Source organism: Lacipirellula sp. (genome assembly GCF_965279485.1).
Taxonomy (GTDB): domain Bacteria; phylum Planctomycetota; class Planctomycetia; order Pirellulales; family Lacipirellulaceae; genus Lacipirellula.
Map to the genome: position 1 here is coordinate 2,603,683 of NZ_CBDIIC010000002.1, position 16,564 is coordinate 2,620,246.

Below are 16,564 nucleotides of genomic sequence, written 5' to 3' on the forward strand. Positions count from 1 at the left end.
TCCTCGTGTGATGGATTGCTTGAGATCAACCGATCGACCGGGCGTGGCAGAGTGTTCGTGTCGTGGTGCGAAGTTCGAGGCGGGCGCCATTTCTCCAGCTAAAAGAAACGACGGACGCAGTTCGGGACTTCTCTCTGAGCCTTGGGTCGATCAATAAACGACTTCAAAACTTCGGATCAGACATTCTTGCGGACGCGATTGGGTCGGAACGCCAGCAAGAATTTCGCGGAAGCAAACGGTGTGTAGGCGTCGCCTCCGCAGGCAACAAACGCGTTTGTTATGAATGGGCCTCCTTTCGATGAGTGGATTGAGCAGGCGTCTCGCTTTGATCGGGTAAAGACACCTGCGACGGACTACGCTTCAACCGGCCGCCAGTCGCCTTGGAGAACGACGGACGACGCCAACGGGGAAATAACTGCTTCCGGTTCGCGGCGACGCAGCGACGACGCGAACTCGGCTAACCATGTTTCATCCGGCACGCTGTCGAGCACCAACGCGGCGCCAAGCGAACGGGCCAAAATCTCTTCTTCTTGCGTGAGCGAGCTTGAGGCAACCAGCCACCGCTGCTGCGGCCAAGCCGTCAGCACGCGATGCATGATTTCCCACACGTCGATTTCGGGACGATCCAAACCCACGACCACTAGGTCGAAGCCAATCAGCCGTATCGTCGACATCGCTTCGCGAATGGTCGACGCCGCGTAAACGTCGATCACCGCCGATGGACTCGACAGGCCGTCGATCCCGATGGTTAGGAGCGTGGGTTGAACCGTGGCCGACATACGAACGAACTCGGAGGCAAACTAACTCGGAGAGGATTACTGGAGGCGAGTCGCCTCATTTCAATGCATTCCCTTAAAGCGAACTGCGTGCCAATGGCGCGCAATGCCGGCGAATCGCGACAAAATGCCCAGAAAACAAGGTTCTGTGAAGAGAAACAACTAATTCCGCGATCGATCACAGGAATCCGACCGAATGGTCGTTTTAACCTACCGTTTGCAGGAGATGCGGCGGCGGAGTGAACGCGGCAAAGACGTTACGACGCGACCGGTTGTTTTGAACGGGGCAGGTTAAAATAACCATCCGGCGACAGACTCCGGCGGGAATGATGCATAAACGCAACGTGCAATGCGAAGAGCGGGAGATCGCAATGCCGAGAGTCGGCAAGAATGCGCGCAGCATGAAGCCGAACGCCAAGCAGCTCGAGAAACTCGAACTGTATGGTCCCCTCCCCTTGAGGGGGAGGGTTAGGGAGGGGTGGTTGAAGCGGGTACCAGGGTTCCTTCCCCCTCCCCAGCCCTCCCCTCAAGGGGGAGGGAGTCAGAACATCTTCTCTCTATCGACTCATCTAGCCGCGCGTCGAAATATTCAACCGCTCAATCCGACGGTTGAGGCGCTGAATGTTGATCCCCAACATCCGGCTCGCCTTCGCCTTGCAGAAGTCTGTCCGACGAAGCGCCTCGGCAATCGTCCGCCGCTCCAGTTCCGTCAGACAAAGCTCCGGAGTTTCCGCCGTCGCCGGCTGCGGCGATTGCAGCCTCACAGGCAAATCGCTCAACTCGATGCTGTCGCCCTGAGCGAGCACATGGGCCGACTCCATCGCGTTGGCCAGTTCGCGAACATTACCCGGCCAGTGGTGACGCTGCAGCGCGCCCGCGGCCGCCATAGAGAGCTGACGCATCGGTTCGTCGTACAGCTCCGCTTGTTTCTGCAGGAAGTGATTCGCGAGCGGCACAATATCTTCCGCCCGCTCCCGCAACGGCGGCAACGTCGTCACGACGACGTTCAACCGGAAGTACAAGTCCTGCCTGAAGGTCCCTTCGCGCACCATGGCTGCGAGATCGCGATGCGTGGCGGCGACAATCCGCACGTCGACTTGGTGCGGTCGCGTGTCGCCGACTGGGGTAACGCAGCGTTCCTGGATCACCCGCAACAGCTTCGCCTGCAACGGCAGCGAGAGTTCGCCGACTTCATCCAAAAACAGCGTGCCGCCATCCGCGGCACGGACGAAGCCCAGCGATTCCCGCACGGCGCCCGTGAACGCCCCTTGGACGTGGCCGAACATTTGGCTTTCGAACAGCGAGTCCGAAAGGGCCGAGCAATCGACCGGAATCAGCGGCGCATCGCACCGATCCGATTGGGCATGGATATACCGGGCGACCATTTCTTTGCCGGCGCCCGTTTCGCCGAGAATCATGACCGTGCACTGCCGCGAGGCGACGGTCGAGGCGACAGCTTTGATCGCATTCATGGCGGCCGACCGGCCCACGAGCGCAACAGGGCGCGCGAAGGATCGTCTGGCCGCGGGTGCGCGCAATGTGGCGCTACCCGAGGAGGTCCCGTTCATTAGGCGTGGTGTCTCTTCAAAGGTGGGCTAGGCCCGGGCGTTGTTCCGAACGCACGAACCGGCAGAACGCTTGGCAGGATCTGCTCACCAGACGAGAAGTCGGCAGCCCCTGGGGACCTGACGAGCGGTCGCTCCAGACGCCGGACGATAAGAGCTGCTCGCGATGCGTCGCGGCTCAGCCCAGAGAACGTAAGTTGCTCTCCTGAAGCAACTTGCACCCTCGGAGCCACCGGCAAAACACGTCGCCGGGCGATCTCTTTCGCCCTGACGAAGCTCTTTCCCTGTCGACCCGATTCACAATTCTGGTGAAATTCCGCATGTGTAAAACCACATGCGGTTAAACGTCAGAATAGTCAAATCTTCACAGCGATCAAGTTTCCGACACGTCGATTCCGTCCAAAAAGTGCAGCAAGTATCCCCAAATTGGCTACTGACAGGGACTTCCGCAGAAAACACCGCCCGAAACTTTCCAAAGATTTTCTCCCCAAGCGAGCCGCGGGGTTCACCCCCGCGGTCCCCAGCCGCCGAATTTCACTCAAACCCCATCCCAAACTCACCTTTCCAGAGCTGACGAAACTGCAATCTCAAGCCCCAACACCCTCTGCCGCCGCCTGATCCCCATCCACCAGCCGAATCAGCACCGGCAGAATGAGCAGATTCCCGATCAACCCGCCAATCATCGACAGACTCACCAGCACCCCGAAATAGATGGTCGGCACAAAATCGCTCACTCCCAGTGTGGCGAAGCCAACAGTCAGCGCGAGCGTCGAGTAAACCGCCGCTCGCCCCACCGAACTCTGCGACTTCGCCAGCGCTGCATTGCACGACAACCCTTCGCGCCGTAATCGTTGGTAGAACATCGTGTAGTGAATCGAACTGTCGACCGACATGCCGATCGACACTGCGGCGATCATCGCGGCCCCCATGTTCACTTTCAGTCCTAAGATACCCATGACGCCGAACAGGATGAGCGACGGAAAGATGTTGGGGAACATTGTCACCGCCGTCAGACGAATATCGCGAATCGCCACGATCATCATCGCCAACACCACGATCGTCGCCACGATAAATGCTTTCCACTGATCGGCGAGCACGCTCTCGATCAGCCGCGTCATGAGGACGTAATAACCGGTAACCTCTGCATCAGGGAATTTTTCTTGCGTGATCGTGCGTACCTCTTCGATCATCGACGCTTTCTCATCCGCACTCAGTTGCTCCGGCGCTCGCAGCAAGACATGTAGCCACCAACGACCATCTTGCGGATCGTCCTGGAAGAGCGCGTCGACGAACTGGGGCATTCTCGCGCGAGCGGCGCCCAATCCCATGCGCAGCGCGAAGTCTCCTGTACTGGCCAGCCCGGAAGCTCCCCCCACGCCCGCAGCCAGCGTGTCCGACAGCGAAATCGCCTTGCTGAGTTCGGGTGTCTGCGATTGAAGTTCGCCCTCAAGGTTCAACACCTGAACGTAAAGGCGAGCGTCGATTTTTGGCGGCTTTGCCGTGCGTGCGTCGTTCTCCTCTGGCACCGGAATCATGAGATCCCACACGCCAGCTCCGCCGAACTCCGACTCGACGAATCCATACGCGCGATTGATTTCGCTATCCGCGCGGAAGTTCTTCGTAAAGTCGGTCTCGTGGACAAGCCGGTTCGAACCCCACATCGACACAGCAACGAGCACCACCGCCCCCGCCGCGAGCCAGCGGATATGCGTCGACGACCAGTTGAGCAGCACGTTCAACCAACGCCCGAGCGCTAGTTCATCGCTCGGCGTCTGCGGCTTCTGCTGATAGTCGCTCATCCACACAAGCCCGGGAGTCAGCAGGATGCAAGACGGCAATACGAGCAAGCTCCCAATTGCCATCATCAACCCGAAATCGTGCACTGGTCCGACCTTCGAGACCATCAGCGCCGCGAAGCCGGCGGCATCGGTGAAAATCGCTATCGATACCGGCGCTGCGAGTTGGTCAATCGTGTTGAACAGCGCTCGCCGGCGCCCATGCCCGTCGCGGCGCTCATCCAGGTAATGCACCAGCACGTGCACCACCGACGCAACGCCGACCACCGTGACAATCGCGCCCAGCATCGAGCTGACCATACTGAGTTCCAGCCCGCTCAACACCAGCACTGCATCGGTGAGCGCCAACGTCAGTTGCACGACCGCCAGCGGCAACAGCAGCCAAATGGGGCTGCGGAAGCAAGCTAAGATCGTTAGCATCACCAGCAGCGTGCACCAGGTGTTCAGTCGACGGCCATCCTGCTCAAGCAGGTCGAATGCTTCTTCGATCAACACCGGCTCGCCGACAAGCGCTCCGCGCGGCAACTCGGCGACGACTTCGCGCATGCCTCGCAGCGTTACCCGTCGCGACGGCTTCTCGGGTCCCGGCCGCTCGATCAGGCAAATCACCCCCGCCGCCGTTAGTTCCTCGTTGTGCGTGTACCCGGAAAATACTTCTCGGTATCGGTCGCCCAGTTCGCTCGCCTCAAAAGTCGTCCCGCCCGGCACGTCATGCAGCGACACCGTCGCCGCCACGCCAGGAACCTTATTGAGTTGCTCCTGCACGCTCTTCACGCGCTCAATCCCCTTGGGCGTCGCCAGCTCTTTGTCGGCGTACATCGCCAGCACGACTTCGTACTCGCCAAATGTCCGCTGCAGCCGGTGATAGGGCACGAGCAGCGGATCGTCCGGCGCGAACATACTCTCGATCGACCGATCGAGCCGCAACCCGCGGCCCGTGAACGCGGCGGCAATCCCCAACACGGCCGCAAATCCCAGCAGCCAGTACCGGTGACGGATCATCCGTTTGATCCAGCGGCGATGGGAGAAACCGGTCATTCAACTTCCTGGAAAGACAGCACGGCGGTGGAAACGCTTCCTCTATGGTCCGACGAGCCGAGCGCGGTGGGCCTCGCAGTATGGAGGTCTACAGCGCACTCAACAAGGAACTGCAACGCACTGCTAGCAGCGCCAGACGCTTGCCGCCGTCGCTGCAAACGGCGCGCATTTGGCACGATGGCAAGCTAGCAGCGAGCGAACCCGCGACGCAAGCCATTGACTAGCAACGACTTGCAGGGGCTGAAAACCACGCGAAGGCGGCTTGCCCCTCCCGGCGGCGGTTCCTATACTCCGCCCCCTCTCCGCAGACCCCGCTGCGCGCAAGCCGTTGACCCCGCTCTGGTTGAGCGCTCTTGGCGCCGCGTCGTAGGTCGAGCGACTCGCCCGAGTTGCGCGCGAAGAGCCCCGTTCGTTCACTCATCGACATGCCGCCATGGAGGGCGACACGCTGATCATCGCGCAGCACGCAACACGCTGCCGAAGTTCGCTCCGCGCGAACAACGCTCGCTCTGCGCGCTCGTCGCGCTGGACGACGGCGATGCTGTGCGCGGTCGCTCTGCTATACACGGCATTACGGACGAGTGGATCCCGAGCCGACGACATTCAAGTCGCCTCGACCGCCACGCACGAACCGATCAGCATCGCCGCTGATTCGTGCACTCGCTGGAAAGAAGGGGTCTACGACGTCTGGCATCTCCGCGGCAACTGCTACCTCAACCAGGGACTCACCTACGCCCGCGGTTCAGAAGCCGTACTTTGGATCGACGCTCGCAATGCCGAAGGTCCAACGAAAGTTATCGCCTACTTCGAAGCGCCCAACGGCGGCCACGTCGCGGTCGATTTTCGCCGCGCCGATGCGAAGGCAAGCGAAGACGCCGTGCTCGGTCAGCAGAAGAGCCCCAACTGGTTCCAGCGACTCGAAACGTCGGCGCCACTCCGCTGGAACGTCCCTCCTGCCCTCGGCACGACCGAAGCCCGGCCGGCGATCTACGAGCGCGGCCTTGCGCAGTTCAATCCTGATCGCCGCCGCCAGTTGATGCTGGCTCAGTACACCGAGTTCGTCCCCAACGCCGCCGACGGCGGCACAGCCATCCTGCCGCCCGGCATGGTGAAGTACGACATCTTCCCCCGCAGCGACGCCTCGCTGAATATCAGCTCGCGTACGGATCCGGTCACCGGCGGCCGCATCACCGATGCCAACGGCGGCTTGCGCATCGTCATCGAAGGCCTGCAAGTCGAGGGCATGCCGGCGGGCATGGGCCCGCTCGGCGCGATCGACCTGTCGACCGATCGCGCCGTCATTTGGAGCGCCGGCGGCAACATCAGCGGCGGCGTCCAATCGCAAGACGCTCCGCTCGAAATCTATATGGAAGGGAACATCGAGTTCCGCCAAGGCGACCGCGTCGTCTACGCCGACCGCATGTTCTACGACGTCCGCCGCCAGGTTGGCGTCATCCTCAACGCCGAACTCCTCACGCCGCTCCCGCGAATGGGCGACTTCCAATATCCCGGCCTTGTGCGGTTGAAGGCCGACGCGATTCGCCAACTCGACGCCTCGCACTTCTCTGCCCAAAACGCACTCGTCACAACCAGTCGCCTTGAAGAGCCGACCTACGATCTCTCTTCAGAGCAAATGACGTTTACCGACGTCCAGCAGCCGGTCATCGATCCCGTGACTGGGTTGCCGCTGGTGGCTCCCGACGGCAGCATGGAGATCTCGCACCAACAGACGGCGACCGCCGAGTCGAACGTCATCCACATGCGTGGCGTGCCGGTCTTCTACTGGCCCCGCTTCGCGACGAACTTGCAAGATCCGTCGTTCTTCATCAACCGCGTCCGCATCGGCAACGACAATGTCTTTGGCACTCAGGCGATGGTCGACTGGGACGCCTACGAACTCCTCGGCATGAAAAACGCACCCGAGGGCACCGACTGGAACATCAGCACCGACTATCTCAGCGAGCGTGGGTTCGGCTACGGCACCGACTACCAATGGAACCGCAACGAGATCTTCGGCTTCGTCGGCCCGTCGACCGGTATCCTCGACTTCTGGGCGATCAAAGATCACGGCCACGATAATCTCGGCCTCGGCCGTCGCGACATCACGCCGGAGAAAGACTTCCGCTTCCGCCTCTTCGGCCAGCATCGTCAGCGGCTCGAAAGCGGTTGGGAGTTCACCGCCGAATCGGGCTGGGTCAGCGATACTACGTTCCTCAACCAATATTACGAGCGGGAGTGGGACGAGCTGCGCAGTCCGCGAACCGGCGTCCGCGCGCGGCGATACAACAACAATCGCGAGTGGATGCTCGAGGCGAACGCCCAGGTCAACAACTTCTGGAGCGAAACGCAGTCACTGCCGCGCGTCGATCACTACTGGCTCGGCGAGTCGCTGCTCGACGACCGACTCACTTGGTTCGAGCATTCGCAAGCGTCGTATTCCAAGTACCGCATTGGCTCGGAACCGACGGAACCGACGCTGCAATCGCAGTGGGACGTGTTGCCGTGGGAAGCCAACGTGGCCGGCGAGAAACTCATCACGCGGCAAGAGCTTGATCTACCGATGCAATGGGGCGCGGTGAAAGTGGTCCCCTACGCGCTCGGCGAACTCGCCCGCTGGGGCGAAGCGCTCGATGGCGAACCGCTCGACCGGGCGTACGTCCAGACCGGCGTCCGTGCGAGCCTGCCGATGTGGGCCACTTACGACGACGTCCGCGATCCGCTCTTCAATCTGAATGGCCTGGCCCACAAGGTGGTCTTCGACGCCGAGTTCTCGTACGCCGATGCGAACGCGAACTACGACGAACTGCCCATGTATGACTTCATCGACGACACCTCGATCATCGAAATGATCCGTCGCCTGCAAAGCGGCGCCCTGCCGCCGACGATCACCAGCCCCAAGTTCGATCCGCGAAATTACCTCTTCCGCACCGGCATCCAAGGCTGGGTCACCTCGCCATCGGCGGAAATCGTCGACGATCTCATGGCCCTCCGCATGGGCATGCGGCATCGTTTGCAAACCAAGCGCGGCCCGGTCGGCAATCAGCACATCGTCGATTGGTTCGCCTTCGACATGAACGCCACTCTCTTCCCCGACCCGAATCGTGATAACTTCGGGCAAGAAGTTGGCCTCATCGACTACGACATGCGCTGGAACCTCGGCGACCGGTTCTCGATCGTCTCCGACGGCTACGCCGACGTGTTCGGCGAAGGGCTGCGGACAATTTCCGGCGGCGTCGTGATGAATCGCCCGACCCGCGGTAACATTTACGCAGGCGTGCGCTCGATCACCGGCCCGATCACCAGCAACGTCGTCATGGGCAGCTACAGCTACCGCCTCAGCGAAAAATGGCTCACCACGGCCAGTGCAGCCTATGACTTCGATTCCGGAGGCGACATTGGCGAAACGATGTCGGTCACCCGCATCGGCGAATCGATGTTAATGACAGTCGGGTTCAACGTCGACCACTCGAAGAACAGCGTCGGCGTGAACTTTATGCTCGAGCCGCGGTTCCTACCGAACCTGCGCATAACTAAAACGACCGGCATCGACATACCGCCGGCGGGAGCGATGGGACTCGAATGAGACTAGCCATGACCCCCGACATGGAACCGGAAGACGACCTGCGCGAACCCGAGGCGCGTACCTGGTTCCGAAAGTTTAGCGATGCGCTGCGCGGTTTGAAGATCGCGTTCCGCAGCGAGATCAACTTCTTCGTCCACCTGTTCGTCGCCGTGATCGCGGGCGTTGCGGGCGGCATCGTCACGATGACGGACGAACGGTGGTGCATCTTCATTATCTGCGTCGCCGTTGTGCTGTCGGCGGAGCTGTTCAACACGGCGATCGAGCGACTCGCTCGCGCCGTAACGCGTGAAGAACACCCCGAAGTTCGCGACGCCCTCGACATCGCCGCCGGGGCCGTGCTGGTCGTCTCGATCGGCGCCGCCGTCGTCGGCGTGCTGATGATCGGCTGGCCGTTCGTGGCGCAGATTACGCGGTAGCGCGATCGACTCGGCAACGGTCGGTCTAATCCAGCCAATCCTGATCCCGCAGCCGCGCCGGCACATACTCTTCCGTCACGTAGCTAATATCCTTCGAGATGAGCGACTCGACTTCAAGCTTGAAGTCGTTCGACAGCATCTTCTTGATCTCGGTTTGCCACTTCGGCTTCTTCTCGAACCAGGGATACCGCGCCACCTGCTTCGCCCGTTTGCGGTCGGTGTCGTTCAGCGCAATCTTCACGCTGTCGGAGAGTTGGCAGCGTTCGAAGTCGATGCTCCGCAGGCCGAGGTACTTCGCTTCGGGGATCGCCATCCGCTGCGATTCGAACGCGAGGTTAATCGATCCCTGCTTGATGACGCTGTAGATGTAGTACCCCCACGGGTCGTTATCGAGCACGCAGTACAGCGGCAGTTCCAACTCGTTGTGCAACCGGTGCAGCATCCGCCGTACGCCGCGCGGCGGCTGGCCGGCGCCGTGGGTAAGAATGCAGTTGTGCTTCTCCCAGAAGCGGTCCTCATTGAACCGCTGCCAGACCGTACCCTTTTCAACATGCAGGATGAACTTCGCGGTGCAGCGTTTCTTGTCGAAAACGATCACGTCGGGCTCGACGATCGACGGAATCGCGTAACCGCCCGATCCCATGCGAGCGCAATTGATCTCGTCGCCCTTATCGGTGAGCACAATGCCGCCCACCATCGCTCCGCGATTCTCAGCGTACAAGTGTAGTTCTTCGCGGATCGAAGAGAGCAACACCTCGACGTCTTCGATAATCGTATCGCACTCGCCCTGTTCTTCGAATGTGTTCTCTTTCGTTCCTTCAATCGTTCCCTTGAGCATGTAGAAGAGCCCCCGCAAGCTGGTACTCTTCCCTTGGTCGATGAGTCGCTTCGAACCCATGGCGACCAGCATCGTCCGCATGTAGGCCTTCGCCTGCGAGAGATCAAACAGCTGCCGCCGATTGGTGGCATTGCCCATCTCCAGAATCTTCTTCTTGGGCGAGTATTTTACGTTCGCCAAGGTCCGCGACGGGATATCGACGAACGGATCCTTGCGATTATTCGCATAGGAGACGACGCGATCAGCGAGCCCGGTGAGCCGTTCCGCCGTCTTCTCATCGCGCGGCGAAAGTTTGACCTTGGGAGCCTTCGCAACAGTGGGGGGTTTCTTCTTGGCCATCTATGTTTTATTTCTTCTGAAATTCAATCAAAGAAGTATCTCGCAGAGGCGCGGAGACGCAGAGGGCGGTGCGAAGAGGCCTCTGCATTACTCTCTGCGTCTCCGCGCCTCTGCGAGAGATCACTCTCCCTCAGCCGTCGCAGCAGCCGCTGGCGTGCGTTTAATCGCCGCCGCATGGCTCGCCGGATCGACGATGATCACATTGTCGCCGTAGTCAGTCTCCTCGGTCGGCTCTTTAATCTTCCGCCCGCGATCATCTAGCTTCATGTCCGCATCGGCGGTGACGCGTTTCGCCACCAACACCAACTGGCCATAAAGCCCCGCTTCATCGGCGCCGTTAAGTTCGCTCACCGCTGAGGCGACCTTCTTCAGATACCGCATGAAGATATCGCGCCGGTCGCCTTGCTGCTTCACGCGCATCCGCTTGCGGACGTACATGCCAAGCTTGCGACCGACCGCCTGCAGCCCAAGGCGAATCTCTTTCTGAATCTCCGGATAGCTCGCAATCGCTTCCTTCGATTCGCTGGTGAACGGCACCCACACGCTGGCGATGTGAACCATGATGTAAACCGGCCCCTTCGGCATGCCGCCGCGGGATTGGCTCAGGCCGTAGCTCCGCCAGTTGGTGCTCGTGATCGTTTGCGTAATTGCACACGCCGCTTGCTGGAACTGCAGCGGAACGCGGTTGGCATACCGCATCACTTCCATCGTTTGGCCTTCGGCGACGTTCACGTTCTGCATCGCCTGCAGCAACCGCTCTTGCTCTTTCGGCTTCAGCTGCTTGGCGGTCTGCCGCGTGCCGAGCGCCGCCGCCTTCATGATGCGATCCGCCGCGTCGCTGCCGAGCCCGTTGAACGTGTTGATCAAAAACTGCCGAATCGTGCGGGCGTCAGTCTCTTCCAGCAAGTCGGACAGCAATTCTTTGTCGACGTTCTGCGTCGCCGCCGCGCCACCGTAGGCGAGCGCGACTTCGATTTGAAACGGATTGCCGCGGTAGACAGACGGCGGCCGCGTCGCCGCGCAGTAAAACTCGCCCGGCACGACTTGGTAGAGCCCCTTCAGCAGCAGCTCTTCGCCGATGGGGCAAATGCAATCAGTCGCTGGGGGTGCGATCTTGGTCGCCTGAATCGCGTGATATAGTGCCTCCGCCTCAGGCCGCCCCAGCTTGCGCGTCATCGCCCGCGGCGAGACCTTCGCCGTCGTGCAAATCTTCTTCGCCACAGCGGGCGACACCCGCGAGAACTTCGTCGACAGGAACTGCGTGATCGACATCCCCTCAGCTTCGGCGAGCATCGCCGCTAGGCGACCAAGCTCGATGCCGTACGGATGCGGCAGAATCTCCTTCGGCTCCGGGGGCAGCTTGTCGGCGGCCCGCTGATAGTCGCGCGTGCTCCCCTCAGGGTCCGTATAGTGGAGCGTGATGTGGGGATTCGCAATCGCCGTCTGGTGCAAATACTCGTCGACGCTGCCGCGGCCGCGGTTGTACTTCGCTTCGAGTTCGATCGTCACCCGCGTGCCGTGCGGCTGATCGACCCACTCAATGCCGTGCTTCTCGATATCCTTAGCGCCCTTGTCGCCGGGAGCGATGTCGACCCCTTCGCCGCCGCCGTTGAGAATCTTCGGCTCGTTGCGCTTCGTGTCGATCTGAATTTCGTAGTAGTGTGCCGGCTTCTTCGCCGAGATCCGCGAGATGATCTTCACCGGCTTGCCGGTCGTCTGCACGCCGTACATGCCTGCCGCGCTAATGCCGATGCCCTGCTGACCACGACTCTGCCGCAGCCGATGGAACTTCGAACCATAGAGCAGTTTGCCGAAGATGAGCGGAATCTGCTTCTTGACGATGCCCGGCCCGTTGTCCTGCACGCCGATCTTGTAGCGGTCGGTCGAGGTCTGCTCGATGTGAACCCAGATCTCCGGCAGAATGCCCGCCTCTTCGCACGCGTCGAGCGAGTTGTCGACCGCTTCCTTGATTGTCGTGAGCAGCGCCTTCCGCGGGTTGTCGAACCCGAGCAAGTGGCGGTTCTTCGCAAAGAACTCGCTCACCGAGATGTCGCGCTGCTTCGACGCCATCGACTGCGCGGTCGCGCGACGACCGGTCGACTTCCCCCCAGCCGGGGCCTCATCGGCGGCGTCATCCGCTTCCGCGGCCGCGTCTTCTGCGCCAGCCGACTCCTCGGCCTCCGCCTCGGCAGCTTTCGGCGCGGCTTTCCGCTTGGCGGTGCTCGCCGCCGCCGGAGCCTTTTTCTTCTTCGTCGCCGAGGCCGGGACGGAACGCTTCTGAATCGGTTTGCGGGTCGCCAAGGCGACTACTCCTGTTCGAGTCGGTCGACCAAGCAGGTCGACGCGCGAGGTCTCTTCGTGATGAAAGTATTCTGTGGGAGGCGTCTCCGACGACGATTCCGCTTCCCACACCAAGCCGCTGCGCCTTCGCCGCGCCGCATCGGGGTCGGAGACCCCTCCCACAATTCTCTTGGCGGAACCAAGCTCCAACGCCCCTATCGGCAATCGCAAGCCCACGATTCGCCGCATGTCAAAAGGTGGCGATCGCAGCGATTGTAGCGGCCGAATCCGGCGATTCCCACCCGCTGCGGCATGCTACCACCGGCATAAGCGGCGCGGGTGTTACGGCTGGCACACAAAAACTCATCGTCACAGCCCGGATGATCCGACACACAGAACAACGAGGGGGACTTTTCGATCAACCGGCCTGCTTGGCCAGGGTCGAGCTTCCCCTCCGTACCCGCCCACCCGCGAGGGCCATCCCCTCGCACTTCGGACTGGTCGCTTAAGCGACCAGTCCAGCCCCACCGGGAAGCTCCGCCTTCCCACCTACCTGCCCCCAACCGAATACTCCCCGAACTCCAAACGAAGGAGCGTTTCATGTCGATTCGCGTCATGGCACTCGCGCTCGTCGCCGCCGGCGTCGTCGCGTCGGTCGCCTCGTCAGCCCAGGCTGAAGAAGGCCTCTACAAGCGCGTCATCAGCTACCAGAACAAGCAAGACTTGTTCTACAACTTCTACGAAGGTCCTGATCCGAGCGGCACGACCACGGCGATGTACATCGCACCCCGTCCGGTGCCGGCGTACGTTGGCCATACCTACACGACGTACCAGCCCTTCATGCCGCACGAGTACACCTACAAGCACACCCGCTCGAACTACGCCTACGCCCCCGGCGCCGGCTGGTCGCGGTCGAAGGTTCGTTACCGCACGGGCGGCCTGTGGCTCGACCACTGGGCGGCTGGCATCGACCCCGTTTTCTGCTGCCACTAAACGGCAGTCTGGAGAATGCCTGAAACATTCACGCCACATCGGACTGGTCGCTTAAGCGACCAGTCCAGCCCCGCCCCAACGCGTCCCACCTAAATCACTGAACGCAGCCCGCCTCCCCCGCTGGCTGCTTCATCCCCACACAAAGGAAGCGTCACGTGAACAAGTCGCTTGCCGCCTGCACGCTGGCCGTGGCCGCCGCCATCGCCGCCTGCCCGGCGATCGCCACGGCCGAGATGCCGTACCTGAAACCGCTCCGCCGCGCGAGCATGTACAACTGGCACGCCCAGTATGCGTACACCAACTACGGCGTGCCGACCTCGCTGGTCGTTCCGCCGACGGCGCAGCTCCAAACCAACTGGAGCTGGGGCGCCCCGAGCATGCGCGTCTCGCGGATCGACCACCAGTACACCCGCAACTACGCCGGCCAAGGCGCCGCAGGTCCGTGGGCGTACACGCCCCACCACCCACAAGATACCGCCCAGTTCGGCGTCTATTACGTCCGTGCTCCGTGGTATCCCACCCAGCGGTAAGCAAACGTAGCGCTCGCCCAGCGCCACGCTGATTCAATCGACGCCGCGATCCCCCTCGCGGCGCGATTCCCCCAGCAGCCCCGACCTAGCTAGGTCGGGGCTGTTTTTGCATTGATGCGTCGCCGCGTTCACATTTCGTCATATAAATCCCGTCCCAGAACCCACGCATTGTAGGCCCTTTCGACGCCCCCATTCCCACCTACGCCCTCCGCCTCCGGCGCCATATACTAAACGAAGGCGACATTTTTTTGCGTTCAGTCGCTATTTGCTTACGAATCGGCCGCTACGCGAGAAGGTGACCTCCTTGAGCCTCGAAATCATTCACTACCCCCACCCGACGCTTCGCTACGTTTCGCGTCCGCTGAAGCGCGTCGACGCCGAGCTCAAGGAAATGGTCGCCGAGATGTTCGCGCTGATGTACGAGCACGACGGCATCGGGCTCGCCGCGAACCAAGTCGATTTGCCGTACCGTCTCTTCGTTTGCAATCCTTCGGGCGACCCCGAGCAAAAAGAGTCGGAGCATGTCTTCATTAACCCGGTGATCCTCAAGGGCTCGGGGCAACACGAACGCGAAGAAGGCTGCCTCAGCATCCCTGGCGTCTACGCACCCGTGACGCGCAAGGAAAAGATCACCGTCCAGGCCTACAACCTCGCCGGCGAAGAAATCACCGGCGAACTCGACGGCCTGTTCGCGCGCGTCGTGCAACACGAAACCGACCACCTCGACGGCCGCCTGTTCATCGATCGCCTCACGCCGACGGAACTCGCCGACATCTCGGGCGAACTCGAAGAATTCGAAATCGACTTCGAAAGCCGTCGCAACGTCGGCGAGCTTCCCTCCGACGAACAAATCGCCGCGCGGATCGATGAACTCGTGCGTCTGCGGACGTAAATTCTTTTGGCCGCGAGAAGGCGCAAACGACGCGAAAAGAAAAGCATGGAGCTCGCAAAGCACGCGAGCAATGTTTTTCCTTTTTGCGATTCCTGCGTCTCTTCGCGGCCAACGCATTTTTAAGGACATCGGCGATGCGATTAGTCATGCTCGGCACCGGCCCCTTCGCAGTTCCCACGTTGCGGCAACTCGTCGCGTCGTCGCATCAAGTGCTGCGCGTCGTCACTCGCCCCCCGCGTGGCCGCCGTCCCGAAGCGCCGCCGATGCAAGTCGCCGCTGAACAACTCGCCCTCCCCCTCTGGCAACCTGAAACGGTGAACAGCGAGGAAGCTGTCGCCGAGTTGCAGTCGCTGAAGCCTGACCTGCTCGTCGTCTGCGACTACGGCGAAATCTTGAAGCCCGCCGCACTCGCCGTCGCCCCGCACGGCGGCATCAACCTCCACGGTTCGCTCTTGCCAAAATACCGCGGCGCCGCCCCCGTGCAGTGGGCGGTCCTCAACGGCGACGCCGAAACGGGCAACACCGTCATTCAGATGACCGCCGGCCTCGACGCCGGCCCCTGCCTCGGCATCGATGTGCTGCCGATCGACCCCGACGAATCGGCCGGCACGCTCGAAGCCCGCCTCGCGGCCCGCGGCGGCGACTTGGTCCTGCAGGTGATCGACGCCCTCGCCGCCGGCACGGCAATGCCGATCAAACAAGACCGCCAACAAGCCAGCAAAGCCCCCCGCCTCGAAAAAGAGCACGGCGCCATCGACTGGTCCCGCGACGCCCAAGCGATCAAAAACCAAGTTCGAGCCCTCGATCCCTGGCCGCGAGCCTACACGAGCTGGCAGCGCGGGGCAGGCGAACCCCTCCGCCTCATCCTCCACCGCACGAGCGTCGTCTCCCCCTCCCCCGATCCCGCCGCGGCCCCCGGCATGGTCCTCGAAGCCGGCCCCCGCCTCCTGGTCGCCACCGGCGCCGGCGCCCTCGAAATCCTCGCCCTCCAGCCCGCCGGCAAACGAGTCATGGATGCCGCCGAATTCCTCCGCGGCTACCAACTCCCCGTAGGCGCTCGCCTGGGTACATAGCCAACGGGGTCGGGGGCCTTTTGCCACTGGAAGTGCTCTACACACGGCAAGCCGGCCAGTGGCAAAAGGCCCCCGACCCCTTCCCGCTCACCACCCCACCTCGCCCATTTAGCCGCGGGCGCAGCCCACGCCGCCCCTACGCAAGTCCCCTCGTCCCGTCTGCCGATTTCACGCTATGATGCAAGTTCGCAGGAAGCGTCCGCGTCTCGGCAAAGGAGGGCCGTGCGATGGTTGATCGGTTCGACCTACTGATGTTCGCCGTCGCCGGCTACGTGGCGATCGTCACCCTCGTCCGGCTGATGATCACCCGCCGCGACGAGGTCGTCGGCTACCTCCGCACAGAACTCGAACGCCAAGCCGTCGCGGCAGCCGCGGCCGCGGAAGAGGAAGAAGATCGCGACGCCGCCTAGGCCGCGGCAATGACCAAATGACGAAGCCCGAATGA

Annotated in this window: 12 protein-coding genes; 7 read left to right on the plus strand and 5 right to left on the minus strand. The window is 61.8% G+C overall.

Annotation, left to right across the window (positions count from 1 at the left end; genetic code table 11):
• Window positions 1-353: 353 nt before the first annotated feature.
• The 3 genes from ACQY7R_RS18010 to ACQY7R_RS18020 all read right to left on the minus strand — a co-directional run bounded on the left by ACQY7R_RS18010 (window position 354) and on the right by ACQY7R_RS18020 (window position 5,175).
• Window positions 354-779 carry a hypothetical protein gene (locus ACQY7R_RS18010; protein ID WP_428306958.1) on the minus strand — a complete coding sequence of 142 codons (426 nt, stop codon included), beginning with the start codon at window positions 777-779 and terminating at the stop codon, window positions 354-356.
• 566 nt (window positions 780-1,345) lie between these two features.
• A complete protein-coding gene (locus tag ACQY7R_RS18015) occupies window positions 1,346-2,344 on the minus strand; it encodes a sigma-54 interaction domain-containing protein (RefSeq protein ID WP_428306959.1) in 999 nt (332 codons plus the stop codon).
• 584 nt (window positions 2,345-2,928) lie between these two features.
• Window positions 2,929-5,175, minus strand: coding sequence for an efflux RND transporter permease subunit (locus ACQY7R_RS18020; protein WP_428306960.1), 2,247 nt, complete (start codon window positions 5,173-5,175; stop codon window positions 2,929-2,931).
• 433 nt (window positions 5,176-5,608) lie between these two features.
• On the opposite strand from ACQY7R_RS18020, the gene ACQY7R_RS18025 reads away from it, so the two are divergent.
• Window positions 5,609-8,758, plus strand: coding sequence for an organic solvent tolerance protein OstA (locus ACQY7R_RS18025; protein WP_428306961.1), 3,150 nt, complete (start codon window positions 5,609-5,611; stop codon window positions 8,756-8,758).
• An 8-nt stretch (window positions 8,759-8,766) separates the two neighbouring features.
• Window positions 8,767-9,174 (plus strand): diacylglycerol kinase, encoded by a 408-nt coding sequence (locus tag ACQY7R_RS18030; RefSeq protein WP_428306962.1) that lies wholly within the window; start codon window positions 8,767-8,769, stop codon window positions 9,172-9,174.
• Between the two features lie 25 nt (window positions 9,175-9,199).
• Here the strand turns inward: ACQY7R_RS18030 and ACQY7R_RS18035 are convergent, their stop codons facing one another.
• Entirely contained in the window at window positions 9,200-10,351 is a 1,152-nt protein-coding gene (locus ACQY7R_RS18035) for a DNA topoisomerase IV subunit A (RefSeq protein ID WP_428306963.1), read from the minus strand.
• 120 nt (window positions 10,352-10,471) lie between these two features.
• Window positions 10,472-12,652: a DNA topoisomerase VI subunit B gene (locus ACQY7R_RS18040; protein ID WP_428306964.1), complete on the minus strand. Its 2,181-nt coding sequence runs from the start codon at window positions 12,650-12,652 to the stop codon at window positions 10,472-10,474.
• A gap of 579 nt (window positions 12,653-13,231) precedes the next feature.
• Between ACQY7R_RS18040 and ACQY7R_RS18045 the strand changes: the two genes are divergently transcribed.
• The 5 genes from ACQY7R_RS18045 (at window position 13,232) to ACQY7R_RS18065 (ending at window position 16,529) form a co-directional block, all read left to right on the plus strand.
• Window positions 13,232-13,624: a hypothetical protein gene (locus ACQY7R_RS18045; RefSeq protein ID WP_152101343.1), complete on the plus strand. Its 393-nt coding sequence runs from the start codon at window positions 13,232-13,234 to the stop codon at window positions 13,622-13,624.
• Window positions 13,625-13,779: 155 nt separating this feature from the next.
• Complete coding sequence (locus ACQY7R_RS18050) at window positions 13,780-14,154, plus strand: hypothetical protein (protein WP_152101344.1); 375 nt, start codon at window positions 13,780-13,782, stop codon at window positions 14,152-14,154.
• Window positions 14,155-14,458: 304 nt separating this feature from the next.
• The gene (gene def / locus ACQY7R_RS18055; protein WP_428306965.1) at window positions 14,459-15,046 is read left to right on the plus strand and encodes a peptide deformylase; all 588 of its coding nucleotides are present in this window, start codon (window positions 14,459-14,461) and stop codon (window positions 15,044-15,046) included.
• Window positions 15,047-15,180: 134 nt separating this feature from the next.
• A complete protein-coding gene (gene fmt / locus ACQY7R_RS18060) occupies window positions 15,181-16,119 on the plus strand; it encodes a methionyl-tRNA formyltransferase (protein ID WP_428306966.1) in 939 nt (312 codons plus the stop codon).
• A 227-nt stretch (window positions 16,120-16,346) separates the two neighbouring features.
• Window positions 16,347-16,529 carry a hypothetical protein gene (locus tag ACQY7R_RS18065; RefSeq protein WP_428306967.1) on the plus strand — a complete coding sequence of 61 codons (183 nt, stop codon included), beginning with the start codon at window positions 16,347-16,349 and terminating at the stop codon, window positions 16,527-16,529.
• Window positions 16,530-16,564 lie beyond the last annotated feature (35 nt).